The organism is Streptomyces sp. NPDC086787, from assembly GCF_044745865.1.
GTDB lineage: Bacteria > Actinomycetota > Actinomycetes > Streptomycetales > Streptomycetaceae > Streptomyces.
In genome coordinates, this window is the sequence record NZ_JBIVBC010000002.1 from 675,196 (window position 1) to 700,082 (window position 24,887).

22 protein-coding genes are annotated in these 24,887 nt (G+C 70.6%); 16 read left to right on the forward strand and 6 right to left on the reverse strand.

All coding sequences use genetic code 11. The features are described from left to right. The 6 genes from ACIPK3_RS09270 to ACIPK3_RS09295 all read left to right on the forward strand — a co-directional run bounded on the left by ACIPK3_RS09270 (position 1) and on the right by ACIPK3_RS09295 (position 7,495). Entirely contained in the window at positions 1-1,077 is a 1,077-nt protein-coding gene (locus tag ACIPK3_RS09270) for a FecCD family ABC transporter permease (protein WP_402567697.1), read from the forward strand. Then, positions 1,074-1,868: an ABC transporter ATP-binding protein gene (locus tag ACIPK3_RS09275; RefSeq protein WP_402567699.1), complete on the forward strand. Its 795-nt coding sequence runs from the start codon at positions 1,074-1,076 to the stop codon at positions 1,866-1,868. The genes ACIPK3_RS09270 and ACIPK3_RS09275 overlap by 4 nt, the downstream gene beginning before the upstream one ends. Next, on the forward strand, positions 1,865-3,256 hold the full coding sequence (locus ACIPK3_RS09280; protein WP_402567701.1) for an MFS transporter: 1,392 nt from the start codon (positions 1,865-1,867) through the stop codon (positions 3,254-3,256). Before ACIPK3_RS09275 ends, ACIPK3_RS09280 begins: the two co-directional genes overlap by 4 nt. 70 nt (positions 3,257-3,326) lie before the next feature. Then, the gene (gene asnB, locus ACIPK3_RS09285; protein WP_402567703.1) at positions 3,327-5,153 is read left to right on the forward strand and encodes an asparagine synthase (glutamine-hydrolyzing); all 1,827 of its coding nucleotides are present in this window, start codon (positions 3,327-3,329) and stop codon (positions 5,151-5,153) included. Positions 5,154-5,164: 11 nt separating this feature from the next. Then, the gene (locus ACIPK3_RS09290) at positions 5,165-6,427 is read left to right on the forward strand and encodes a cytochrome P450 (protein WP_402567705.1); all 1,263 of its coding nucleotides are present in this window, start codon (positions 5,165-5,167) and stop codon (positions 6,425-6,427) included. A gap of 93 nt (positions 6,428-6,520) precedes the next feature. Beyond that, the gene (locus ACIPK3_RS09295; RefSeq protein WP_402567707.1) at positions 6,521-7,495 is read left to right on the forward strand and encodes an L-tyrosine/L-tryptophan isonitrile synthase family protein; all 975 of its coding nucleotides are present in this window, start codon (positions 6,521-6,523) and stop codon (positions 7,493-7,495) included. Positions 7,496-7,569: 74 nt separating this feature from the next. On the opposite strand, the gene ACIPK3_RS09300 is transcribed toward ACIPK3_RS09295, so the two are convergent. After that, a complete protein-coding gene (locus ACIPK3_RS09300; protein WP_402567709.1) occupies positions 7,570-9,027 on the reverse strand; it encodes a DUF2079 domain-containing protein in 1,458 nt (485 codons plus the stop codon). Positions 9,028-9,514: 487 nt separating this feature from the next. Here ACIPK3_RS09300 and ACIPK3_RS09305 point away from each other — a divergent pair, with 487 nt between their 5' ends. Together ACIPK3_RS09305 and ACIPK3_RS09310 are read left to right on the forward strand one after the other, a co-directional pair. After that, complete coding sequence (locus ACIPK3_RS09305) at positions 9,515-10,378, forward strand: FkbM family methyltransferase (protein ID WP_402567711.1); 864 nt, start codon at positions 9,515-9,517, stop codon at positions 10,376-10,378. 102 nt (positions 10,379-10,480) lie between these two features. Next, positions 10,481-11,560 (forward strand): glycosyltransferase, encoded by a 1,080-nt coding sequence (locus ACIPK3_RS09310; protein WP_402567713.1) that lies wholly within the window; start codon positions 10,481-10,483, stop codon positions 11,558-11,560. A 37-nt stretch (positions 11,561-11,597) separates the two neighbouring features. On the opposite strand, the gene ACIPK3_RS09315 is transcribed toward ACIPK3_RS09310, so the two are convergent. Further along, positions 11,598-12,089, reverse strand: a complete 492-nt coding sequence (locus ACIPK3_RS09315; protein WP_402567715.1) for a cupin domain-containing protein — start codon at positions 12,087-12,089, stop codon at positions 11,598-11,600. Positions 12,090-12,394: 305 nt separating this feature from the next. Here ACIPK3_RS09315 and ACIPK3_RS09320 point away from each other — a divergent pair, with 305 nt between their 5' ends. Further along, complete coding sequence (locus tag ACIPK3_RS09320) at positions 12,395-12,700, forward strand: hypothetical protein (protein WP_402567717.1); 306 nt, start codon at positions 12,395-12,397, stop codon at positions 12,698-12,700. Between the two features lie 68 nt (positions 12,701-12,768). Here the strand turns inward: ACIPK3_RS09320 and ACIPK3_RS09325 are convergent, their stop codons facing one another. The 4 genes from ACIPK3_RS09325 to ACIPK3_RS09340 form a co-directional block, all read right to left on the reverse strand. Next, entirely contained in the window at positions 12,769-13,680 is a 912-nt protein-coding gene (locus tag ACIPK3_RS09325; RefSeq protein WP_402567719.1) for a hypothetical protein, read from the reverse strand. A gap of 112 nt (positions 13,681-13,792) precedes the next feature. Continuing rightward, a complete protein-coding gene (locus tag ACIPK3_RS09330) occupies positions 13,793-15,154 on the reverse strand; it encodes an MFS transporter (protein ID WP_402567869.1) in 1,362 nt (453 codons plus the stop codon). 8 nt (positions 15,155-15,162) lie between these two features. Further along, positions 15,163-17,175 carry a PEP/pyruvate-binding domain-containing protein gene (locus ACIPK3_RS09335; protein WP_402567721.1) on the reverse strand — a complete coding sequence of 671 codons (2,013 nt, stop codon included), beginning with the start codon at positions 17,173-17,175 and terminating at the stop codon, positions 15,163-15,165. Further along, on the reverse strand, positions 17,172-18,545 hold the full coding sequence (locus ACIPK3_RS09340) for an acetyl-CoA carboxylase biotin carboxylase subunit family protein (RefSeq protein ID WP_402567723.1): 1,374 nt from the start codon (positions 18,543-18,545) through the stop codon (positions 17,172-17,174). Before ACIPK3_RS09340 ends, ACIPK3_RS09335 begins: the two co-directional genes overlap by 4 nt. Before the next feature lie 284 nt (positions 18,546-18,829). Here ACIPK3_RS09340 and ACIPK3_RS09345 point away from each other — a divergent pair, with 284 nt between their 5' ends. The 7 genes from ACIPK3_RS09345 (at position 18,830) to ACIPK3_RS09375 (ending at position 24,856) form a co-directional block, all read left to right on the forward strand. Then, positions 18,830-19,888 (forward strand): PAS domain-containing protein, encoded by a 1,059-nt coding sequence (locus tag ACIPK3_RS09345; RefSeq protein WP_402567725.1) that lies wholly within the window; start codon positions 18,830-18,832, stop codon positions 19,886-19,888. 158 nt (positions 19,889-20,046) lie between these two features. Beyond that, on the forward strand, positions 20,047-20,211 hold the full coding sequence (locus ACIPK3_RS09350; protein ID WP_402567727.1) for a hypothetical protein: 165 nt from the start codon (positions 20,047-20,049) through the stop codon (positions 20,209-20,211). Positions 20,212-20,213: 2 nt separating this feature from the next. Next, positions 20,214-20,489 (forward strand): DUF4190 domain-containing protein, encoded by a 276-nt coding sequence (locus tag ACIPK3_RS09355; RefSeq protein ID WP_402567729.1) that lies wholly within the window; start codon positions 20,214-20,216, stop codon positions 20,487-20,489. A gap of 189 nt (positions 20,490-20,678) precedes the next feature. After that, a complete protein-coding gene (locus tag ACIPK3_RS09360) occupies positions 20,679-21,329 on the forward strand; it encodes a hypothetical protein (RefSeq protein WP_402567871.1) in 651 nt (216 codons plus the stop codon). An 80-nt stretch (positions 21,330-21,409) separates the two neighbouring features. Beyond that, on the forward strand, positions 21,410-22,882 hold the full coding sequence (locus ACIPK3_RS09365) for an MFS transporter (protein WP_402567731.1): 1,473 nt from the start codon (positions 21,410-21,412) through the stop codon (positions 22,880-22,882). Positions 22,883-22,993: 111 nt separating this feature from the next. After that, positions 22,994-23,434, forward strand: coding sequence for an SRPBCC family protein (locus ACIPK3_RS09370; protein ID WP_402567733.1), 441 nt, complete (start codon positions 22,994-22,996; stop codon positions 23,432-23,434). A gap of 57 nt (positions 23,435-23,491) precedes the next feature. Next, positions 23,492-24,856, forward strand: coding sequence for a carotenoid oxygenase family protein (locus tag ACIPK3_RS09375; protein WP_402567735.1), 1,365 nt, complete (start codon positions 23,492-23,494; stop codon positions 24,854-24,856). The last annotated feature ends 31 nt before the right edge of the window (positions 24,857-24,887 follow it).

The following is a 24,887-nucleotide window of genomic DNA, read 5'->3' on the forward strand; positions in this document are numbered from 1 at the left end:
ATGGACTTCACACTGCCGCGCCGAAGGACCACCGGCGCCGCGCCCCGGTCACGGACGCTGCCCGCGGTACCGCTGGCGGCGGTCCTGGCGGTGCTGCTGCTGGCCGCGCTGACGGCCGCGGTGGCCTGGGGCTCCACGTCCATCGCACCCGGTGAGGTATGGGGCGTGGTGTGGCGGAGACTGTCCGGACAAGCCCCCCGGCCCGGCACCGACGACCTGATCGTGTGGCAACTTCGCGTACCGCGCGCCCTGCTCGCCGCCCTCGTGGGCGCGGGTCTCGGCCTGGTGGGTACGGCGGTGCAGGCGCTGGTCCGCAATCCACTGGCCGACCCGTATCTGCTGGGCATCTCCAACGGCGCCTCCCTGGGCGCGGTCGCCGCGATCGTGCTCGGCGCCGGGGCGGGCGGGGCCCTGGGACTGGGCCTGTCCGGCGCGGCCTTCGCCGGTGCGCTGGGCACCTTCGCGCTGGTGTGGGCGGTGGCCCGGCGTGGCGGGGGATTCGCACCGCTGCGACTGGTGCTCGCCGGAGTCGCGATCGGCCAGTTCCTGTCCGGCTTCACCAGCTGGCTGGTGCTGCGGGCCGGGGACGAACAGCAGACGCACAGCGTGCTGTTCTGGCTCATGGGCAGCCTCGGCGGAGCGAACTGGCAACTCCTCGCGGCCCCCGCCGTCGCCGTGCCCGCCGCCCTGCTCTGGCTCCAGGCGCGCGCCCGGGGACTGAACGCCCTGCTGATGGGCGACGAGACGGCCGCCGGACTCGGCATCGACGTGACCCGTCTGCGCCGTGAACTGTTCACGGTCACCAGCATGCTGACCGGCGTGCTGGTGGCCGTCTCCGGCGCGATCGCCTTCGTCGCCCTGATGGTGCCGCACGCCTGCCGTCTGGTCGTCGGCGGCGACCACCGGCGTCTGCTGCCGGTCGCCGCACTGTCCGGAGCGGTGCTGCTGGTCGTCGTGGACATCGTCTGCCGCACCGCCATGGACACCCAGGAGCTGCCGGTGGGCGTGGTCACCTCGCTGCTGGGCGCTCCCGCCCTGCTGTATCTGCTGGACCGACGCCTGGGGAGCGGCAGTTGAGGATCGACATCGAGAACGTGCACATCGCCTACGCCGGCCGCACCGTCGTCGCGGGCGCCCAACTGATCGCCGCCGAAGGCGAGATCACCGGACTGGTCGGGCCGAACGGCAGCGGCAAGTCCACGCTCCTGCGCACCGTCTACCGGCACCTGAAGCCCGCCGCCGGGCGGGTGCTCCTGGCCGGCACAGACCTGCGCGAGCTCACTCCGGCCCAGTCGGCACGGCATGTGGCGGCCCTCCCGCAGGAGCGGGGAAGCGACTTCGAGCTGACCGTGCGCGAGGTCGTCGCCATGGGCCGCACCCCCTACAAGCGGGCCTTCGCAGGCGAGGACGCCATCGACCGGGGCATCGTGGCGAAAGCCCTGACCGAGGTGGGCATGGAGGCCGCGGCCGGGCGCCGGTTCACGGACCTGTCCGGCGGCGAACGCCAACGCGTCCTGCTCGCAAGGGCCTTCGCCCAGAATCCCGACGTCCTGGTCCTCGACGAGCCGACCAACCACCTCGACATCCGCCACCAGGTCGAACTCCTCGCCCTGCTCCGGGCCCAGCGCCGGACCTCACTGGTGTCACTGCACGACCTGAACGCGGCCGCCTCCGTCTGCGACCGCGTCCATGTCCTGCACGAGGGTTCGGTCGTCGCCTCCGGCCCGCCCCGCGCGGTCCTCACACCCTCGCTGATGGCAGAGGTGTTCGGGGTGCGAGCGGCGGTCATCGACCATCCGCTCACGGGCGACCCGCTGATCGCCGTCGACCACCAGGCGCCGGCCACGACCCTGAAGGTGGCAACGTGACGGACCAGGGTTCCGGTTCGGGGCAGCCCGGCGACATACCCGCCGGGGAGGACCGCTGGCTGCTCGTTGCCGTGGCGGGCGTGCTGTCGTTCGTGGCGATGCTCGACATGAACATCGTCAACGTGGCCCTCGCGGACATCGCCGACGGCCTGCGCGTCTCCGCCGCCACCGCCCAGTGGGCCGTCCTCGGCTACCAACTCGCCGTCGTCGCCCTTCTGCTGCCCGTCGGGCGATGGCTGGCCGGGGCGGGCATCCGCTCCGCCGTGCTCACCGCCACCACCGGTTTCGCGGTGTGCGGGGCGCTGGCGGCCGCCGCCCCCTGGGCCGCCTGGCTGATAGCCGCTCGCATCGCGCAGGGCGCGTTCGGCGCCGTGCTCTTCGTTCTCATGCCGGTGCTGGCGATGCGCTCCGTACGACCCGGCAGCAGGGGCCGGGCGATGAGCGTACCCGCGACCCTGGGCCCGCTCGGCGCAGTGACCGGCCCGGCCGTCGGCGGCCTGCTGCTGGACCACCTGGGCTGGCACTCCGTCTTCCTCGTCAAGATCCCCTTCTGTCTGCTCGCCCTGGTGGTGGCCCGGCGCGCGATGCCGGACGACGGCGGGCTGAGCCGTCCCACGCCGCGCTCGGCCGGGGACGCCCTCCTGGTGGCCACCGGGACGGCGGCTCTGCTACTGGCGCTGACCCTGGCGGCGGACCGTCCGGCATGGCTGCTCCTCGCACCGGCGGCCGCCGTGCCGCTGTGGTGGTGGCTGCGCGGGCCGGGCGGCCGTCCGGTGACCGGAGTGCTGCGGATCCCGGGACTGCTCCGCGCCCACTGCGCGGTGCTGTCCCTCGCGGCAGGGTTCGCCGCCATGCACTACGTCGTCGCCCTGCACCTCCAGCGCGACGACGGCGTCAGCGCCACGACCACCGGGCTCACCGTGCTCGCCTTCCCGCTGGGCATGGGCGTGGCCGGCCCCCTCGGCGGACGCCTCGCGGACCGGTACGGGGCACGGCCGGTGGCCACCATCGGCGCCGTCCTCACCGCGGCCGGACTGCTGCTGCTCGTCCCGCTGGGTGACGGCTGGACACCGTCGACGGTGGCCTGGCGGCTGGCTCTGGCCGGTGTCGGCATGGGCCTCACCGGCGGTCCGACGCAGGCGCTCGTCATGGGGGCCGCACCTCCCGGCCAGTCCGCCGCCGTGGGGTCCACCGTCCAACTGGCCCGCAGCCTCGGCTTCACCCTGGGCCCCGCCCTCGCCACCGCCGCCTGGGCACTCGCCGGACCCGACGGCGGCGTACACGCCGGTCTGGCGCTGGCCGCCACCGCCGCCTGTCTCGCCGTACCCCTGCTCGCACTGCCCGGCCGGCATCGCTCCGACAGGACCACCGACACCGTGTCCCTCTGACCCCCCCCTGACCCCTCAACCCGTCTGATCCCTCGGGCTCATTCGGCCCTCTCCGACCCAGGAGCTCTCCATGTGCGGAATCACCGGCTGGGTGTCCTTCCACCGTGACGCCCGGACCCAGGCACCGGTCATCGAGGCCATGACGGCCACCCTCACACCGCGCGGCCCCGACGCCACGGGTCTCTGGCTCGGCGAGCACGCCGCGATCGGCCATCGCCGACTGGCCGTCATCGACCTCGAAGGCGGCACGCAGCCGATGACCGACCGTCCCGAGCGGCCGGACATCGTGCTCAGCCACAGCGGCGAGATCTACAACCACCACCGACTGAGGACCGAACTGCGTGGCCGGGGCCATGCGTTCCGCACCCGCAGCGACACCGAAGTGATACTGCGGGCCTACGCGGAGTGGGGCGAGGCCGTGGCCGATCACCTGGACGGCATGTTCGCCTTCGCCATCTGGGACGAGCGGGCACAGCGGCTGGTCCTGGTGCGCGACCGGCTCGGCGTCAAACCCCTGTTCTGGTCAGCCGTCGACGGCGGCCTCGCCTTCGCCTCCGAGCCCAAGGCCCTCTTCGCACACCCCGGGATACGGCCCCGCGTCGACGCGGACGGGCTGCGGGAGGCGTACAGCCTACTGTTCAACACCGGGCCGACGGTGTGGTCCGGGATCCGGGAGGTCGAGCCCGGGGGAGTGCTGGTCCTCGACCGTGACGGCATCCGCGAACACCGCTACTGGCGACTGGAGGCCGAGCACCACACCGACGACCGCGACACGACGGTGGAGCGCGTCCGTGAGCTGGTGGGCGCCGCGGCCCGCGGGCAGCTGGAGGCCGACGTCCCGCTGTGCAGTCTGCTGTCCGGCGGCATCGACTCCACCGTCCTGACCGCCCTGCTGGCCGACGAACTACGGCTGAGGGAAGGCCCGGAGGCGAGGTTCCGCTCCTACGCCGTCGACTACAGCGACCAGGCCGAGCGCTTCACGGGCGACGTCCTGCGCACCGGTCACGACACCCCGTACGCCACCGAGGCCGGCGCCTTCATCGGCACCGACCACAGCACCGTGGTCCTCGACCCGCGCGCCCTGCTCGACCCCGAGCACCGCAAGGCGGTCGTCGTGGCCCGCGACTCGCCGATCGGCGTGGGCGACATGGACACCTCGCTGTACCTGCTGTTCGGCGAGATCCGCCGGCACTCCACCGTCGCGCTGTCCGGCGAGGCGGCCGACGAGGTGTTCGGCGGCTACCCGTGGTTCCACAGCCCGAAGGCGCTCGCCGCCGGGACCTTCCCCTGGCTGTTGGTCACCGGCGACGAGGCGGCCATGCCCCTCAACCCCGAACTCAACCTGCGCATCGGCGAGTTCCGCGACGACACCTACCGCGACGCACTGGCCGCCGTACCGCACCTCGACGGCGAGAGTCCCGCCGAGCACCGGCAGCGCGAGATGCAGTACATGTCCCTGACCCGATGGCTGCGCCAACTCCTGCACCGCAAGGACCGCCTGAGCATGGCTCAGGGACTCGAGGTGCGCGTCCCGTACTGCGACCACCGGCTCGTCGAGTACGCCTTCTCCACGCCATGGGCACTGAAGAGCTTCGACGGCCGGGAGAAGAGCCTGCTGCGCGCCGCGGGCACGGGCCTCGCCCCGGACTCCGTCCTGCACCGCCCCAAGAACCACTACCCGGCCACCCATCACCCCGACTACAACCGGGGCCTCCAGAACATGGCCCGCGACGCGCTCGCGAACGAGCAGGTACGCGCCCTCGCCGACGAGACCCGCGTGAAGCCCTGCCTCGACACCCCGCCGGAGCGGCTGGAGTGGGGCCACCGCCTGCGTCTGGAACGCGTCGTCGACCTCGCCCTGTGGCTCGACCACCACCGGCCCGAACTCGCCCTCTGAGGAGCCCCCGTATGACCCTCCAGGAGCCCAAGTCCGCCAGCGGTCCGGACGATCTGCCCGACCCCGTCCCGTTGCTGGGCTGCCCCTACAAGAGCGACCCCTACCCCCTCTACGAGCGGATGCGCGAGGCCGGTCCGGTCCACCGCGTGCTCTTCCCCAGCGGTGTGCGGGCCTGGCTCGTCACCGGCTACGACGCCGCGCACTCCGCGCTGAACGACGACCGGCTGGGCAAGAACCACGACCGCGGCAACGACCGCTGGCGGGCCCGCGCCTCGATCATGCCCGAGCCGCAGCACTCCCAGCTCCAGGTCCACCTGCTGCACCAGGACCCGCCCAAGCACACCCACATGCGGCGCTTCGTCACCGACGCCTTCACCCCACGCCGTGTCGAAGCCCTGCGCCCGCGCTTCCAGCGGCTGGCCGACGCGCTGATCGACACCCTCCCCGAAGCCGGGCCGGCCGACCTCGTCACCGGATTCGCCGCCCACTTCCCCTTCCAGGCGCTCGCCGAGACGATCGGCCTGCCGGGTGAGCTGGCAGACCGCTTCGACCGGGACTGGGGCAAGGTCGTCCAGCCGGTCGGCCCCACCGACCCGGGACGCCCGGTGTACGAGGCCAGGCTGCACGGCCTCCAGAGCTACATCGCCGATGTCGTCGCCCACAAGCGGGAGCACCCGGAGGACGATCTCCTCAGCCGTCTCGTCGTGGCCCGCGACCGCCGCGAACTGTCCCAGGAGGAGCTGGATTCGATGATCTTCCAGCTGCTCGTCGCGGGCCAGGAACCGGTCACCAACCAGATCACCACGGCCCTGATCGCCCTCCTCCGCCACCCGGACCAACTCACCCGGCTGCGCGACCGACCGGGCCTGCTGCCCCGCGCGGTCGAGGAACTCCTGCGCTACGACAGCGCCTTCGAGCTCACCACGTGGCGCTTCTTCGACCGGGACAGCGACCTGCACGGCACCGGCGTCCCGGCGGGCGACTCCGTGATCGTCTCGCTCTGCGCCGCCAACCGCGACCCGCGCCGCTTCCCCGAACCGGACACCCTCGACCTCGGCCGCAGCCCCAACCCCCACCTCGCCTTCGGCCACGGCATCCACTTCTGCCCCGGCGCCGCCCTCGCCCGCACCGAACTCCGGATCGCCCTCGGCACGCTCCTCGCCCGACTGCCCGGCCTGCATCTCGCCATCAGGGACGAGGACATCGAGTGGATCCCGGCCGTCCTCGGCCGCGGCACCAACCACCTGCCCGTCGGCTACGACCGACGCCTCTGACACCGGCCCGCTGACCCCGGCGCCCGGCCACCACCCCGCCGCGGCGCCATGCCGGCGTGCCCCGAAACTCCCTCGTACCCCCGGAGCAACGACATGTCACCGACGACCGCGCCCCACACCCACCCCACCCGGATCGCCACCGGGATCCTCGGTCTGCTCCTGCCCCACCACCGCACGAGCGGCCCCCTCACCGACCGGCCGACCGCCGAATCGTTCCCCCACCAGCTGCGCCGCATCGCCGACTTCGTACGCGAGGACACGCCCGTCGTCTTCACGCTGCCAGGCTTCCCGTGCAAGTCCCCCAACCCGGCGAAGGTCCTCGGCCACCTTCCCGACCAGGGCGAGCGCCTCTCCCTCGGCTTCCTGAACACCCTGTGCGCCGACATCGAGCGGATCCACCCGCCCGGCGCCCGGGTCGTCATCTGTTCGGACGGCCATGTCTTCGGCGACCTCATCGGTGTCCCCGACCGCCACATCGACGCCTACGCCGACGACCTGCGCGCCCAGATCGGCCGACTGGGCCTGGACAGACTGTCCGTCTTCGACCTCCGTGACGTCCTGGGCGATCTGCCGTACGACGCGAAACGCGCCCACGTCCACGACCGCCACGCGCCCACCCTGGACGCCCTGCGCTCCGAAGTCCGATCCGACGAACAGGCCCTCGCCCTCTACCGCGGCATCACCCGCTTCCTCGTCGAGGACACCGCGGACTGGACCGGTACCCGCTCCGCCCTGCAACGCGCCTGCCGGCAACGTGCCTACGGCGTCATCCAGCGCAGCCGCGCCTGGGGCGACCTGATCGCCGGGCACCACCCCCGCGCCGTACGCCTCTCGATCCACCCGCAACCCCTTGGCGCCCCGAAGTTCGGCATCCGCCTCCTCGACGCGCCGGATGCCTGGACCACGCCCTGGCACTCCGCCGCCCTGCGCCGAACGGACGGCACCTGGACGCTCGCGCCCCGGGCGACGGCCGCCCGTCTCGGCCGTCTGGTCCGGAGCGACGGCAGACCCAGCCACTTCGAACAGTGCCGGGCGGTGTACCTGATGTCGGGGGAGGCGGAACGGTAGGCAGCCGATGGTGGCCATGGTCCGGTGGGGCTGGTTCGGTTGCTCCGTTCGTACCGTCCGGACCGCAGTGGCACTCAGTTCGAGCGCTTCAGCACCACGACCCCGTCGTCGCTGCCCACTGCGGTGTACCCGGCTTGGCGGTCCGCTTCCAGCACCTTCGCCTCGGTCGCCACGTCGTACGGCCAGCGTTGGAACAGCGGCACGGCGGTGTCGACCACGAGCCACTGTGGATTGGGGCGGCTTTGGGCCCAGCCGAAGATGCTCACGCTTGTGCGGTTCGAAAGGTGGGGCACCAAGGTGTTGGTGGCCTGCACCGTCACATTGTCGGGGACCAGGGCCATCATTCGCTGCGCTGCGGCGACATGAGGATCGTCCTTCCACGTGGCCGGCTGGAAGACCGCCCAGAGCGCGAACTGGGGGAAGATCAGCAATGTGATCGCGGCACAGCCCATGAGGTACCGGTTCAGACTGCCGCGGGACGAACGACGACGCTCCAGGGCATCCACGAAGGCGATGAAGACGATCGGCATCAGGACCAGGGAGTGGTGAGCGCCGTAACCCCAGCCGATGTCGTAGTTGGCGACGAACCGCCCCAACAGGTTGGGCAGCGCGATGAGGATCAGCGGAGATCTCATGGCCAGGCCCAGTGTGGGTGCCAGCACGAGAAGCAGCGTGGTCGACTTCACTTCGGGCGTGATCACACCCACGGTGTAGCGGTAGAGAACATCACCGAATCCGTGACCACCGGGTGGCATCAACCACTCCGCGCGGTTGTACCCACCGTCGGTGTTCAGCGCCGGCATGACGATCAGCAGGGCCACGATGGTGGCCACCAGGCCGGTCAGGACCGTGATGACGCCGAGCTTCCGGCTGCCGCGCCAGATGATGAAGCCGCCGATCACGGCCGCGGTCATGCCGAGATCCTCCTTGACGAGGATCAGTGGAAGGGCCCAGAGCGCGGCTCGACGGAGACGCCCCTCGACGAGGCTGATCAGCGAACACGTGATGAGCGGTACCGCGAAGGCCACCTCGTGGAACGAGACCTGCAGAGCGCTCGCGACACCCCAGGAGAGTCCGTACGCCCCGCCGATGACCGCGGCCGCGACGTCACCCAGCCTCCGGCGTGTCCACAGGACCAGGGGCAACACGCTCGACGCGATCAGGGCGGCCTGCACGACCATGAGGGTCTTGGGTGTGGGCCACAGGTCGTAGAACGGCGCGACGAGTGCCAGGATCGGAGAGAAGTGGTCTCCGAGGACTGGAAATCCCGCTCCCCTGACTTCCGATACAGGCCAATGCCCATGAGCATAGGAGCGAACGGCCTGTTCAAATACCCCCAGGTCGAAGCCGAACGTATACAGACGCTCATGCAGCCGGAACGAAAACGACGTGTAGAGGAAGAACAGCGCCCCCGTCAGAGTCCACATCCACCAGGTGATACGGAGTCGGCCGGCCTTGGCCGCTTCGCTGTCCGTCTCGCTCCCCAGCACCGACTGCACGGATTCGCTGGGATCGGTGGTGGAGACGGTCATGATGGACCTTTCTGAGCGACACGCAATGCCGATCGCCCAGTATGCCAGCGCCGGTGTTCCATCCATCTCCTGAGAACCCCCGCGAGTTGTGGGAGAACGAGTGATCTTCCCGGCAGACATGTGATGGTCCTTCGAACTATTCGCCTTGGGACCGGACGGCCGGTCAGAGGAAGAGGACTGTGCCGGGAACAGCCATCGGCCCACCCGCCGGCGCAAACGGGTGAAGTGCCTCCGCCGAGTGGTCGGCCGGCCGACCCACCGCCGTCTGACGCGGGGCCCGTGACTCGGCCCCACCACACTCCGGAAAACCGTCGGACATTCACGCACCCGACAACGTGACAGCACCCGGCGGCGTGCCACAGGACAACCGGCTGCCGTCTCGCCTAACGTCGCCTGCGTCCCATTTCGGCGGTCAGCATGACCGGATCTCCAAGAATTTCGCCCTCGCCCGGCGTATGCCGGGGAGGGCATGGAAGGTGGCCGAGGCGTGACCGTCACAGCCCGAGCACAGGCTCCCTTTGCCCTGCGCGACCTGTTGCAACCAGTCAGGCCGACCCATGTCGTGGATGTCGGAGCCAACCCCATCGACGGCGACCCGCCGTACAAGGGCATGCTGGAGGCCGGCCTGTGCCGGGTGACCGGATTCGAGCCCCAGCCGGAGGCGCTCGCCGAACTGCAACGCCGCAAAGGACCCAATGAGACATACCTGCCTCACGCGCTGGGCGACGGCGACACCCACACACTCCGCGTCGCCGTTGCCTCGGGGATGACCAGTCTCTTCCGGCCCGATCCGAACCGGCTCGCGCTCTTCAACGGCTTCGGTGAATGGGGACGGGTACTGGAGGAGATCCCCGTCCCCACCCGTCGTCTCGACGAGGTCGAGGAGGTTGGCGCCTTCGATCTCCTCAAGATCGACATCCAGGGAGCAGAGCTGATGGTCTTCCAGGGGGCCGGCCAGAAGCTGGCCGAGGCGGTAGCGGTCCACACAGAGGTTTCCTTCGTTCCCCTGTACGAGGACCAGCCGGTATTCGGCGACGTGGATCAGGAACTGCGCTCCCGGGGATTCATTCCGCACACATTCGCAGCCACCAAGCACTGGCCGATCGCCCCGGTGGTCTTCGGCGGAGACTTCCGCCGGGCACAGCATCAACTGCTGGAGGCGGACGTCGTGTACGTACGTGACTTCGGGCATCTGGAGTCGATGACCGACGAGCAGCTCAAGCACATGTCGTTGATCGCCCACCATGTCTATGGCTCGAACGACCTCGCTCACCGCTGCCTCGCCGAACTGGTACAGCGTGATGTCATCACCCCTGACACCCCCAACCGCTATCTCGCCTCGCTGAACTGATTTTCCCCTGCCCTGCGCAAGCAGGCCGGATGCGGCACAGAAATGACATCACGGCGGATCGGAATCCTGGAGAAGCGGATGAAGCCGAGAGTTTGCCTCAACATGATCGTCAAGAACGAAGCTCACGTGATCAAACGTTGCCTTGACTCGCTTCGTCCCTTGATCGATACGTGGGTAATCGTTGACACGGGTTCCACCGACGGCACCCAGGACATTATCCGGGATGTGTACTCCGACATTCCCGGGGAACTCCACGAGCGGCCATGGAAGGGTTTCGGGGAAAGTCGCACCGAAGCAATCGAACTGGCCAGGGATTCCGCGATGTACCTCCTTTTCATCGACGCCGACGACGAAATGGAGATCGATCCTGGTTTTCGAATGCCGAAACTTACCCGCGACGCCTACATGGTGGCACTCCATGATGGGCCGATGATTCACTGGCGTCCCGCCTTGGTGTCCACCCGACTCGCCTGGCGCTACGTAGGAGTGATGCACGAGTACCTTGAATGCGAAAGAAAGCACGACCGGGCGAAAATTGAGGGGTTCAACATCCGCTCCCTCGGCGGCGGAGCGCGCCTGAAGGAGCACGGGAAACGTGCCAAGTACCTGCGGGACGCTGCGATCCTGGTCGAGGGGCTGCGGCAGGAGCCGGACAACGCACGGTACGTCTTCTATCTCGCCCAGAGCTGGCGCGATGCCGGTGAACCCGAAAAGTCCCTCGAAGCCTACGATCGCCGAGCAAGAATGGGTGGCTGGGTGGAGGAGGTGTTCTGCTCCAACCTCTACGCCGCGCGCCTCGCGGAGCAGCTGGGGCATGATTTCGGCAGTGTGATGGACCGGTACATTCGTGCCTATGAGGGCAGGTCGGTCCGCGCCGAGGCCCCGGGTGAGCTCGCTCGCGTGTGCCGGCAGGCCGGGCACTGGCAGATGGCGTACGCGTTCGCGGGCTCGGCCATCCGTATCCGTCGACCGGACGACATTCTTTTCGTCGAGCCCGGTTGGTACACCTGGCGCGCACTCGACGAGTTCTCCATCGCCGCCTACTGGACCGGCCGGTACGGAGAGGCGCAGGAGTGCTGCGAAAAACTCCTGCGCAACAGTTCGCTCCCCGAAGGCGAGCGTGATCGAGTGGAGAGGAACCTCAATCACGCACGCATGAAGTTGAGCCCCTCGGGGGTGTGACACTTCGTGACACGGCTTGCGGTCCGCCTCCCGGGGGCTATGGCGCCTCGGGGGAGACCGGGTGTGAGCTCGTCCGGTAGCGGCTGCGGAACTCGGCCAGCAGTTCGTCGGTGGCCACGGCCCCGGCGCTCACCGCGGCGTGGACGTCGCGGAAGTAGTTCTCGTATCCGGCCGGAGTGTAGAGGCACAGGGCGCGGGTGAGCACCGTTCCCGCGTTGCGGAAGCCGTGCGGAGTGCCGCGGGTCGCGGCGAGCACATGCCCGGGGCCGGCCGACACCTCACCGTCGCCGGTGTGCAGTGTCAGTTCCCCTTCGAGAACGTAGAAGTACTCGTCGTGACCTTCGTGCACATGTGGCCGGGCGCCGATGGTGCCAGGGGCGAGGCTGAACTCCTCGAGCGCGAAGTGCCCGCCCGTGTGCTCCCCGGTGAGGCGGAAGAAGTGCGCGACACCGGCGACGTCCAGGAGCTCACCCTCCGCGGGACGGCGCAGCAGCGGGTGGCCCGGGATCCTGTGCTGATCATCGGTCATGTGGGCACGATACCTTCACATGCGCGAGGCCATGGCCAACGGTGATAAGGGCACCCATCGATGACCACCTGCCAGGAGGGAGTCCGTGCCGTGGTCGTGATCGCCTGTCTGCTGCTGCCGGTTGTGGGGGTGCTGCTGTACGGCATGGACCGTGTGGAGGAGTGGGTGACGCGTGGGCCCAGGGTCGCCCGGCACGCCCGCGCCCGGACGGCCCGGCCCTCCTTCCGCTCCGCATGGTTCGGAGCGGGAGGGGTGGGCAGTCGGAACAGGTCAGGCATGCGGCAGGTCACTCCGAGGAGTCATCCATGACCACCTTCGTCATCACAGTCCCCGGCACCTTCACCACCGGCATCACCACCGCCACGTGCACGGCGCTGAAGGAGAGGCTGTCGTCACAGCACACCGGTCTCAGCGAGAGTGAGGGCCTGGACCTGCTGACCGTCAACGAGGACAACACCTTCTCGGTACGCCTCGAAGTCGATGCCGCGGACCGGTACGAGGCCGCGATGGACGCCACGGAGCAGCTGGCCGGTGCGCTGCGCGAAGTGGGAATCCCGGACGGCGAGGCCCCGCTGGGGCCGCCCGCCGTCACGGGCATCGACAGCGACTGACCGGAAACCTCCCCGGCGAGCGGTCGGCGCACGGTGCGCGAGGACCTGCCCGGCGCCACCGCGCGGCCTCAGCCCGCAGCGCGTTGACGTGAGGCCGGCTGGTACTGGGGGCCGGCCGTCTCGTCCACGCGGGCGAGCAGAAGCTCGCACGGAGGCTCGAACCGTTCGGCGAACTCGTGTGCGGCGTGCTCGCCGAGGAGCTGCCAGGGAAGGACGGTCCGCTCGTCGGTGAGATCCTCGATCCGCTGGCGAAGCCGCAGGCCCTCGGGGAGCGCCCGCCGGTCCGCGGCCAGCCCTTTGCGTGTCAGGGACTCCCAGCCCGCGTCGATCTCGTCCCCGGTGTGCCCTCGGGACTTGCTCAGCCAGTCGTCCTCGTATCCCAGCCATTCGTTGTGCAGGATGGACGCTTCCGACGAGGTGAGACCCGCCGCCGCCACCAGTGCCCAGTGCGTGTCCCCTCGCCATTCCCGCAGCAGGTTGACCGCGTGCCAGCCGGACAGCAGGGGGGACTCCGGCCGGGGCATGGACAGGGTCGCTCCGAACAACGTGCGCCCGAGCAGGGGAAGCCGCTCGACCACCGCCCAGAGCGCGGGCCCCGTGTCGCACAGAGGCTCGACGATTCCGGGCGCGTGCGACCGCAGGCCCTCCTCGACCGCCTCGTCGCGCAGACTCCAGAAGTCGCGGAAGGCGTCAGGACTCTTCACCAGGTCGAACGCCAGCCGGATGCCCGCGGCGCTGATGGTGCCGAACGAGGCGATCAGCGCCTCCGCTCCCGCCGGGGCGAGCGGTGCGCCACGGGACGCGACATACCCGATCGGCCCGGCCAGGAACCCGTCCAGACCCCATGCCTCATAGCGTGCCACCGCCCCCGGATCCCAGAAGATCCAGCCCACGGTGGTCTGCACGGACCGTGCGTTCCGCCGGCTGATCGCATACCACTTGTCCTCGGCCTGCGGACCGAAGTGCAGCTCGGATCCCATGCGCCCACGCCTCCGTCACTTGCCTCGCCGCGAGTGATCCGGCATCACGCGATGCCCGGAACTGAATGATCCGGCCTCGCGGCGATCGCGTCCAGATGGAGCCCGGGCGTCATCAGGGCCGTGGCGCCGCACCTTCGTCGACGGGCAGCGGAACGGGTTCCTCCGGTGGCCGGGTGCCGGTCTGGCGGGAGCCCGGGCCCACGGCGGTCCCCGCAGGTGTCCCCGGCTCGGCCGTCGCCCGGTCCATGCGGCGCAGCACCAGGTGAATCAACGGTATGAGCACACAGGTGACCGCGGCGGACTGCCACAGCAGCGCGTCCAGCCGGCCCGCCGCCAGATACGCGCCCGCGGCCACCGCCGCCAGAGCGCACACGCCCCGGTCCACGATGCTCTCCACCGACAGCAGGGTGGCCCGCGGCGCACCCGGCGGAATGGCGTCGTTGATGAGCTTGCGCTGCACCGGGTAGCAGAACCCGGTGAGCGCGGCGAACGCGCACAGCAGCCCGACCACGGCCCAGGGCCCGCCGACGGTCGTGCCCGCCAGGGCGGCGGCGAGCGCCACGCTCAGCAGGGACACCCAGGCCGCGGGCGACAGCCGGGACCCCAGCCACTGCGGGCGGGCGGAGGCCACCGCCTCGGCGACCGTCATCGCCGCGAGCACACTTCCGTGGGTGCTCTCCCCGATGCCGTGCCCCAGCAGCACCGGCTGGAACAGATTGACCTGGCAGATCCGCGACAGCGTGAACACCGCCACGCCCTGCACCATGAGCAGGGCCAGCCACGGTGAGGACCGCAGCGTGCGCAGGGCGGCGCCGGTGTCGCGCAGCAGGGTTCCGCCGCGCCGCCCGGTCCCGCGCGGTGCGCCACCGGGGTCGGGCGGGGCGAGCCGCGGCAGGGCGAGGGCACAGCCGAGTGAGCCGGCCGCGCTCGCCGCGCTGAGCACGTACGGGGTCTGCGGGGCCAGGGTCATCAGCGGTCCGACGAGCGGCCAGCAGACGACCTTGGCGGCGAGACCGAGGGCACGCGCCGTACCCTCCGCCCGGAGGTAGTGCGCGCCCGCTCCTTCGGCGCGCAGCCCGTCGTACAGACAGGCGCTCGCCGCGCCCGAGGTCAGGGAACGTCCGGCGGCGATGGCGAGGAAGTGCACGAGGAAGCCCGTGTACGAGGGCGCCAGCACCGGCATCATGTTCGCCGCCGTCATCACCACCGCGCCCGCGCGCAGGCAGTTCCGGGCGCCGATGCGGTCGGCGACGAGCCCGGTGGGGATCTCGAACAGACAGAAGGCGATGTAGTAGATGCTCTGGATGCCGAAGATCTGCCCGTCCGACAGGCCCGCGTCCCGCTGGTAGGCGTAGAACACGGGCATCCACCACAGCAGGTTGAACAGCAGCTGGAACCCGTTGTTGAGGCGGATGATACGGCGGGCGGCGGGAGTCAGGTCCGCGTGTGGAGCGCGGCGCCGCAGGGAAGGCATACGGCGGCTCACCGGGCGTAGGGTCGGACCTGGACCAGCCGGAACGCGCCCTCGGCGGTCATCAGCCACTCGATGTCCAGCGCGCCATCGGGGTCGTCCTCGCTGAAGTGGGACTGCAACAGGCGCCCCACGAGGGCGAGTTGTGACAGAGACGTACGCGTGTCGGCGGACAGGTCCGTGCCCGACGAGCCGACGTCCACCGTGCGGCCGCCGCCCTCGACCGTGTTGTACAGGTACTGATGCGGCAGCACGGTGCCGTCCACCACGCGCTCGGGGGAACCGGCCGTGCAGTTGAGGTACACGTTGCGGAAGTCCTCGCGGCGCGTCGGATTGCAGGTGACGAGCACACCCCCGAGATCGGCCGGCGCGTACTCCTGGATGATCACCCCCATGTAGGTGTCGTCCAGGGAGATGCCGACCTCATGCCGCAGGCGCACGCTCCGCGGCGACAGCAGCGACGCCCACACATGCCGGACGGCGTCGAGCAGTTGCTCCGCCCCGCGCACCGTCGTCACCGAGTCGTAGATCCCGGCCGCCGAGAAGCCGGGCAGGTCCTCGGCGTTGGAGGACGACCGCACCACGAGACGACGCCCGTCGGCCAGCAGCCGTGGCACCGAGCCGGTGATGGCGCGAGCCACCTCGTCGGGCATCGGCATGCTGTGCATCAGATGCTGGAGATCCAGGGACAGCGAGTCGACCATGTCGAGCGCGTCGAGTTCGAGCGCCATCTTCAGCTTGCCGATGCCCTGTTGCAGCGCGGGCGACGAGGTCAGGTACAGATGGTGCAGATGGAACGGCAGCGCCACGCCCTCGGGGGCCCGGACGGTCTCCGCCACCCGTTCGGCGGCCGCGACCCGCAGCCGCTCCACGGGCGCTCCCGGCTCGCCCAGACGGGAGGCGAGGTGGGCAAGCAGATCCGGTCGCGGCGGACGCGGTCGGGCGTAGAACGCGGTCAGGTCGGCGGTACGGCTGTCCAGGACATGGTGCAGCTCGCCGAGGTTCGCGGCCTTGGTGCCGTAGCTGTCGCGGTCGGCGCGGCGCAGCCGGTGCAACGCCATGATCGGCGCGTCCCCGAGCAGGGGGGCGTCGATGCGGATGCGCTGCTGGTGCCAGACCGGTCGTTCCAGTTCGGGAGCACCGGCCAGCCGCTCCAGCGTGATGGCGTCCTCCTGCACGCGATAGCGGACCCAGGCGTCGGCCAGCCCGTCCTGCTCCACGAGGGCGTCCAGGTCGCGGACGATCGCGTTCGGGATGCCCCAGCCCGAGGCGAGGACGTTGGTGTGCGAAAGAGGCGTCGTGGGCTCGGTGTTGACGAACCCGGCGACCCGCGGCACGTCGTCCGGCAGGCAGGCCATCGCGACGATGTCCGCCCAGCCGAGCTCCGCTGCGGCACTCCGGTACTCGTCCAGGCTGCGGAAGTACCGCAACCGCCCCTCGGCCACGCCCGGGTTGAGGCAGGTCCGGGTCCGGTTGCCGAACAGCTCCTGGCTGAGGATGCGCGGGATGCGTGTCTCGCTCACCGCGGCCAGTTCGTGTTCCTGCCCGTGGTTCGCCGGTTTCAGCAGCAGCGGGAGACGCCCGTCCACCCGGTGGCGGACGTAGCGGTAGAAGTCCTCCAGCAGCGCACCGTGCATGGTGTCCGCCTCGGTCGTCTCCAGGACGAGGAAGGGCCGTTCGGAGCCGTCGGTCTCCTCGTCGCAGTGCAGCGACAGCACGCCCAGCAGGAAGCGGCGGTCCGGCGCCATGTACACGGACGCGTTGAACGCGTCGAGCTGCGCGTCGAGTTCGTCCGCCGTCATGCCGAGGACACGGGTCGCGATGTAGTCGACGTGGAAGGGGTGCACCCGGGTGTCGAGCAGATGCCAGGTGTCCTCGGTCCGGTCCACCACGACCTTCAGATACGGGTGCCCGGCCAGTACGCCGGACAGCGTACGGAACAGCGGCAGCGACAGGTTGGCGCCGACGACGGTTCGGTCGGCCGCCGCGTCGGGGACGCGGGCCTCGTCCGGTGCGAGCGTCATGCGTGGACCCCCTCGGTGATGTCCGTGGGCAGGATGCGGGGCAGCGCGTCGACCAGGGCGGTGAAGTCGCGGACGACGGACTGCGGCCGGTCGGCCGACAACAGGCACAGTCCCGCCATGGTGTTGGCGCCTGCGGCCGGGTCGTAGACGGGTACCGGGGAGCCGTCCGGCAGGGAGCTCTCGCGGACCACGGACAGCGTGCTGCCCGTCCCGACGGGAGCCGTGCGGACGACCACCGAGGAGTCCCACCGATGGCGGCGCGACCACGGGGTGCCGTCGCCGTTGACGGCGAGAACCACCAGGGAACCGGCCGCGCCCGTGGCGTCCGCGGGTGTCAGCGCCCGCTTGGGCCAGGACGGCGAGCCGCCGAGCAGCTGATCGGTGAACATGCCGACCAGATCGAGGCCGAACACCTCTTCGATCTGCGGCACGGTCATCGCGCCGCCGAACCGCGCGGCCGTCTCGATGACCCACATCCGGCCGTCCGCGCCCAGCTTGATCTCCGTGTGGGTGCCGCAGTTCTCCAGCCCCAGCGCGTCCACGGCACGCCGGGCCAGCTCCACGATCCCGCGCTGCGCCCCGTTCCCGAGGGCGGCGGGAGTGATGCCCGCCCGCTCGGTGAACGGCGCCACCGTCGGCATTCGCCCGCTCAGACAGACCGGGCGGAAGACCCCGTCGACCACCACACCCTCGACGCTGACGTAGTCACCCCAGCCGGGGCCGTCGAACCACTCCTCGGCGCACCCGGTGACGATCTCCTCGACGATGAAGTCCTCCGACGCGCCGCTGACATGCAGTTCGGCGAAGCCGAGTTGCGCAGACTCCGCCATCACCTCGCGCGACCGCCGCCAGGCGTGCGGGGCGTCCTCCGGCTTGTCGATGATCTGGTGCGCGGTCGAACCGGCGCTCCAGGCCGCCTTGAGCAGTAGCGGGCATGACAATTCGGTGGTCGCCTGCTCCAGCTCGGAGAGGCTGGTCACGGCGCGGAACCGGGGCTGGGGTATGCCGTGCCGGTCCCATGTGGCCCGCATCAGCCGCTTGTCGCGGGCGAGGTCGGCGGCGGCCCCCGCACCCTTGAGACCGAGTTTCCGGCACGCCTCGGCGACCGCGACCACCGCGTATTCCGAGAAGGTGAGGACGGCGTCCGCACCGACCTCCCGCGCCCGGGAGGTGATGAGTTCGACCAGGTCGCGACCGTCCGCTTCCGGCGCGGTGACCGCCGAGGCGCACAGCCCGGCGGCGCCGTCCGCCACGCCGGGCGGCAGTTCGCTCAGTGCCAGCAGGTGCACCGCGGACCTCGCGGCCACCCGCGTCAGAGCGTGCCCAACCGGCGGACCGCCCTTGGCATGCACGTAGAGCACCTTGCTCACGGAAATCCAACTCCTTTGTGTCGAGGGCACCCACGACCCGTCAATTCGCCTCCTTCAAGCGAACCAGTCCCAACTCACCTCCAAGCGGCTGTACTACGCGAACCACTCAGGCAAATGCCCTACCCGCCCTCACGATTGGCGTCTTGTGAAGGTGCCGTGATGCGCTAGCGAACGGGCGGTGTGGAGCAGGGGGGCGCCCGACTCTCTCGCCTGCCCCGAGTGCTACGGGTTACGCATGAGGTGTCACTCAAAGTGATGTCGTACAGGATTGAAGGAGTTGGGCCGTGGACGAGGTCGATTTCAGGACGCTGCCGACCGAGGCGGGCGGGCCGCCCGACCGGAACCCCTACGCCGCGCTCGCCGACCTCGCGCCGGCCGCCGCGTTCGTCCGTGACGTCACCGGCCACTACGTGTGGGCCAACCACGCCTACGCCCACCTGTACGGCACGACACGCGACGCCGTGATCGGCCGCCACCTCGCCGACCTCGACGGACCCGCCGACGTCGCCCGCTTCCTCACCCTGGACCAGGAGGTCATGACCGAGGGCAGGCCCGTTCGCCACACGCTCACCTACCAGCGCGCCGACGGCTGCTCCGGGCACGCGGCGGGCTATCGCTTCCCGGTCCGTTGGGGCGCGACACCCTGTGTGGCGGGCATCTACGTCGACGTCACCGACTACTCCCAGGTGCTGGACCAACGACACCGGGCCGAGGCGGACTTACGCGCACTGCGGGACCACAGCGGACTGGCCTGCGTCCGCCTGACCCGGGGCGGACGAGTGAGCGAGGCGGGTACCGCGGTCGCCGAAGTCCTGCGGGTGCGCCTGTCCGACCTGATCGGGCTGCCTGCGGACACCCTGCTCGCCGATACGCCCGAACGAGCCACCCTGCAACGGACCTGGGGCGATCTGATCACCGGCCGGCGCAGAAGCGCCCGTGTGTCCGCCGTACTCGTCGACGCGGAGGGCTGGCAGCGGCGGGCCCGCATCCAGCTGACCGCCGTCTGCGACACGGTGCCCCATGTGACCAGGGCGTCCAGGGTTTCCGGCGTATGGGCCGTCGTCACCCACCTGGGTCTGCGGGACCGGGCCCAGCCCGCCCTGACGGCGGCCCAGGTGCGGATACTCGCCCTGCTCGCGGCCGGCGGCAGCAACGCGGACATCGCCGAGGAACTGCACCTCTCACGGCAGACGGTGGACTACCACCTGAGCCGTCTGCGCGAACTCCTCGGAGCCGCGACCCGCCCGGCACTGGTCGCCCGGGCCTATGTCCTCGGCATCCTCTCCCCGCAGGCCTGGCCGCCCAGGTCGGCGACGGCGGCACATCCGTCCAGCCCGGTCTGATCGGGGTCCCGTGCGGGTCCGGTGCATTGAGACGGCCGTCCCCGGGTAACCGGCGATGTCATGAACACGTTGACGAATAACCGTGCGCAGAATCCCCCGCACCGGCGGGACGGGGAACCAGAGTCCGTCACCGTCGTCACCGGGCTGAGGAGGTAGGGATGCTCTTCCTGGTCGTCGCTCTGCTTCTGCTGGGCATCGTCGTGGGGTCGGCCGCCTATCTCCCCTGGCCCCTCACGCTGGTGTTCGGTGGGCTCATCGCCATCTGGCTCGTCGTCTTCTCCGGACGCGAACGACGGCGCCGCAACCGGACAAGGAGGGCCTGACCATGCGGATGACCGCCCCTTCCTCGCGCCCGACCGGCCGGCAGGACACCGAAGGCATGGCCGTGGCCTCCTTCGTCCTCGGGCTCGTCGGGCTGCTGGCCCTGAACCTCGTGCTCGGGCCCATCGCCATCGTGCTCGCCGTCATGGCGCTGCGCCGGGACACACCACGCCGGTTCCGGGCACTCCTCGGCCTGGGACTGGGCATCGCCGACCTCGTCGTACTCGCCGTCCTGGCATCCGCGCACGGAGGGCTGTCCTGGTCGGTCTGGGGCGGCTGAGGGCGCGGCGAATCGGCACCGCGGGTTTCGGTGCCTGCCCGTGGGGGAGTCGGTGCGTGTGGTGTCGTACGCACCGGGACAGCGAGGGCTCGTCCTCCCCTTTCGGGCAGGCCGGCTGACACGGCCGCACGTCCCGTGCCCGCCATGGCATCGTCCGTACCCGCCACGGCACCGCGCCGCCCCCGGGCGATGAACCCGTCGCGGCGGCGCGCGCCCCGGGCCGAGCGGCTGCGCTTCGACGGCTGGATCGCCGGCACCGGCACGGCATCCGGTACCCGGCTGGTGGTCGGCCACTGGCCGCGCTCACCCTTCGGCCCGTTCACCGACATCATGCTGGAGCGGAACGACGGCCACCGCCTGCTGCTGGCCCCGACCCGGCGCACGGCCGACTTCATCGCCCGCACCTACACCTTCGACGAGGTACGTGTGATGCCGGTACGGGTCCGCGTCAACGGCACCCACTGGACCGTCACCGCGGGTTCACTGCTCGAACTGTGCCTGACGGTCGGCCGCAGAAACGTACCGGGGCTCCTGCTCAGGGCCGTCCCGGGCGCGCTGGCCGCCCGGACCTGGTGGACGGCGGTGACCGACCCGGTCGCTCGCGTGCTGCTGGGCGTACGGACCCGGGGGACCGCCGGGGGCGGCCGTCGCGAGTGGTACGGCGTACGCGACCTGCACCGGATCACCGCGGTGAGCGCCCGTCACGAGGGGCACGACCTCGGCCGTCTCGCCCCCGTGGAACCGGCCGTGCGGTTCGGGTTCGGTTCGACGCCCAGCACACCCTGCCTGGTCCGCGTCACGACGACGGTGAGCGTGCCCCGCCCGGCCGACGGCCGCTGAGCAGGCGTGGACAGGAGTGGACAGTCCCCGGCACCGCCGGGCCTGGAATGTGGACACCGTCCGGCACGAGTCTGTGCCCCATGAACGTCGCACACACGCAGACAGGGCGGACGGCACCCGGCGCCCCCCGGCCGGGAGCAGCGCTCGCGGCCCTCGCCGCGGCCCAGTTCACCGTCATGCTCGCCACATCGATCGTCAATGTGGCGCTCCCGCAGATCCGCGGCGGAGTCGGTCTGTCGGACGGCGGAACCACCTGGGTGGTCAATGCCTACGGCCTGGCGTTCGGGGCACTGCTCCTGGCGGGCGGCAGAGCGGCCGACCTCCTCGGCCGCCGCGCGGTGCTGATCGCCGGCCTCGCGCTGTTCGCCGCGGCCTCGCTGTCGGCGGGACTCGCGACCACCTCGGGCGTGCTGATCGCCACCCGCGCCGTACAGGGTCTCGCCGCCGCCGCCATCGCCCCGGCCGCGCTCGCCCTGGCGATGGAACAGTTCCCGTCGGGTTCGGGGCGCGGCAGGGCACTGGGTGTGTGGGGCGCGGTCTCCGGCGCGGGGGGAGCGGGCGGCGTCCTGCTGGGCGGCGTGCTCACCCAGGCATGGGGCTGGCCCTGGATCTTCCACTCGGTCGCCCTCGGAGCGTTGCTGGTCCTGGCCGCCGTGGTGGTACTCGTGCCGCGGACAGCCGGACGTGCGGCCGGACGGTTCGACCTGTTCGGCACCGTGACCGTCAGCCTCGCCCTGACCTGCCTGGTCTGGGGCCTGACCACCGCACGCGGCGCCGGCTGGACCGACGGCCGGGTGCTGGGTGCCCTCGGCGCCGCCGCCCTGCTGTTCGCGGCCTTCACCGTGATCGAGCGCCGCCTGCCGAACGCGCTCATACCGGGACGGCTGTTCCGCACCGGACGGGTCGCCGCGGGCAACCTGCTGATGGCCCTGCTGGGGTCCGTGTGGATCGCCCTGTTCTACTTCCTGCCGCTCTACCAGCAACAGGTCCTGGGATCCGGTCCCTTGGCCACCGGAGCGGGCCAACTCCCACTCGCCGCGGCCAACATGCTCGGCGCCTCCCTCGCCCCACGCGTCTCCCAGCGCATCGGAGCCACCGCGACCGTGACCGCGGCCCTGCTCACCGAGGCCGCCGGACTGCTGTGGCTGTCACGGATCAGCGCCGACGGAAGCTACCTCACCGACATCCTCGGCCCGAGCATCCTGGTCGGCCTCGGCCTCAGCATCGCCTTCGTCCAGCTCACCGCGCTCGCCGTGGACGGGGTCCCGCGAGAGGACGCCGGTCTGGCCGGGGGACTGGTGAACACCACACGACAGGTCGGCGGCGCGATCGGTCTGGCCGCCCTGGCGACCCTGGCCGGCTCCGTCACCGCCCACGCCCCCGCCCGCGAGTCTCGTCTGGAGGCTCTCACCGCCGGATACCGGACCGCCTTCACGGCCTCGGCCGCGACTCTGGCCGCGACAGCCCTCCTCGCGCTGTGGCTCACCCGGCGCTCCGGCTCGCGGACCACCGACGCCTCCGCGCACCCCGCCGCCGACCCGCAGACCGTCTGAACCGACCTCGGCGCGGCCGAGCCACCGGATCAGCCGTACCACCCCGGCTCCCCGCCGTCCCCCGACTCGAGTCCTGAACGGACTCATGTCCCGAACAAAGGAAACACAGAGATGATCACCATCGACGAGACCGCCCCGGTCGTGGTCCGCCTGAGCACCGTGATAGACGCCCCGTTGGCAACGGTGTGGGAGGCCCACACCAACATCGCGGCCTGGCCCGTCTGGAACCCGGACATCGAGCGGGCCGAGCTCAACGGCCCCCTGGCCCCCGGCAGTTCCTTCAGCTGGCGAACCCACGGTCTGGAGATCACCTCCACCGTGAGCGAACTGGTCCCCGGCGAGCGGATCGTGTGGGGCGGCCCCGCCGACGGCATCACCGGCATTCACGTCTGGACGTTCGAGGAGAACGGCGGCCAGGTCGTCGTCCGCACCGAGGAGTCCTGGAGCGGCGCTCCGGTCGAAGGCGCGGTCGACCACCTCACCAAGGCGCTCCACGACTCCTTGGAGAACTGGCTCTCCCACCTGAAGTCCCGCTCCGAGCACGCGGCCTGACCGAGCCTCGCGCAGCCGGGGAAATTCCACGCCCATCCCACCAGAGAGGTTCTGGCCATGACCGCCGCGAAGCCGTACCTGACCGGTCACTTCACCCCCGTCGCCGACGAGATCACCGCCACCGAGCTCACCGTCGAGGGCAACCTGCCGCCCGAGCTGACCGGACGGCTGCTCCGCAACGGCCACAACCCCAAGCCCGGCGTCACCCCGACGCACTGGTTCAAGGGCAGCGGCATGGTCCACGGCATCCGGCTGCGCGAGGGACGCGCCGAGTGGTACCGCAACCGCTGGGTGCACACCCCCGCTCTCGAAGGCGCCCCCTACATGACCGAGCGCGGCCCGGACCTGACCGCCAGCGCCGCGGGCACCCATGTGATCGAGCACGCCGGACGACTGCTCGCCCTGTGCGAGGCGAACCTCCCCTTCGAGCTCACCCCTGAGCTGGAGACGGTCGGCGCCTTCGACTTCAACGGCAAGCTGCGCACCGCGATGACCGCGCACCCCAAGGAGGACCCGGCCACGGGCGAACTCCACTTCTTCGGGTCCTCGCCGTTCCCGCCGTTCCTGACGTACTACGTCTCCGACGCCAAGGGCGAGATCGTCCACAGCGCCGAGATCCCGGACGCGACCGCCTCCCTCAAGCACGACTTCGCCATCACCCGCCACCACGTGGTCTTCGTCGAGGGCAACGTCACCTTCGACCCGACCGAGCACTCGGGCATCCCGTACGGCTGGAGCGACCAGCACCCGTCCCGTATCGGGGTCATGCCGCGCGGCGCCGACGGTGCCCGGAACATCCGCTGGTTCTCCATCGAGCCGGGCAACATGCTGCACGTCTCCAACGCCTACGAGGACGGCCAGGGCCGCATCGTCCTGGAGGGCCCCACCGTGGACCGCGAGGGCTTCCACCTCTCCTGGAACTGGTGGATCGGCGCCCCCGAACGCGGTACCGAGCCCGTCACCCGCTCCTACACCCGCCGCTGGGTGATCGACATGGCGGAGGGGACCGTCGACGAGCAGATCATCGACGACCTCGCGGTGGAGTTCCCCACCCTCAACGAGGACTACCTGGGCGTCGAGAACCGCTACCAATACGCCATCTCCTTCCCCGACGAGCGCGGCTTCGGCGGCTACGGCATCGTCAAGTACGACCGCACCACCGGCGCCCGCCGCATCCACCAGGTCGGCGACGCCCGTCTGCCCAGCGAGGCAGTCTTCGTCCCCGCCGCCGGAGCCACCCACGAGGACGACGGCTACCTCCTGACCGTCGTCTCCGACCTCAAGCAGGACGCCTCGCAACTCCTGGTCCTCGACGCCTGCGGCCTCAACCGGATCGCCACCGTCCACCTGCCCCAGCGGGTGAGCGCGGGTCTGCACGGCTCCTGGATCCCCGACAACGACCAGGACGAGATAAGGAGCTGACCCACCGCCAACAGCCCTACCGCAGCAGCGC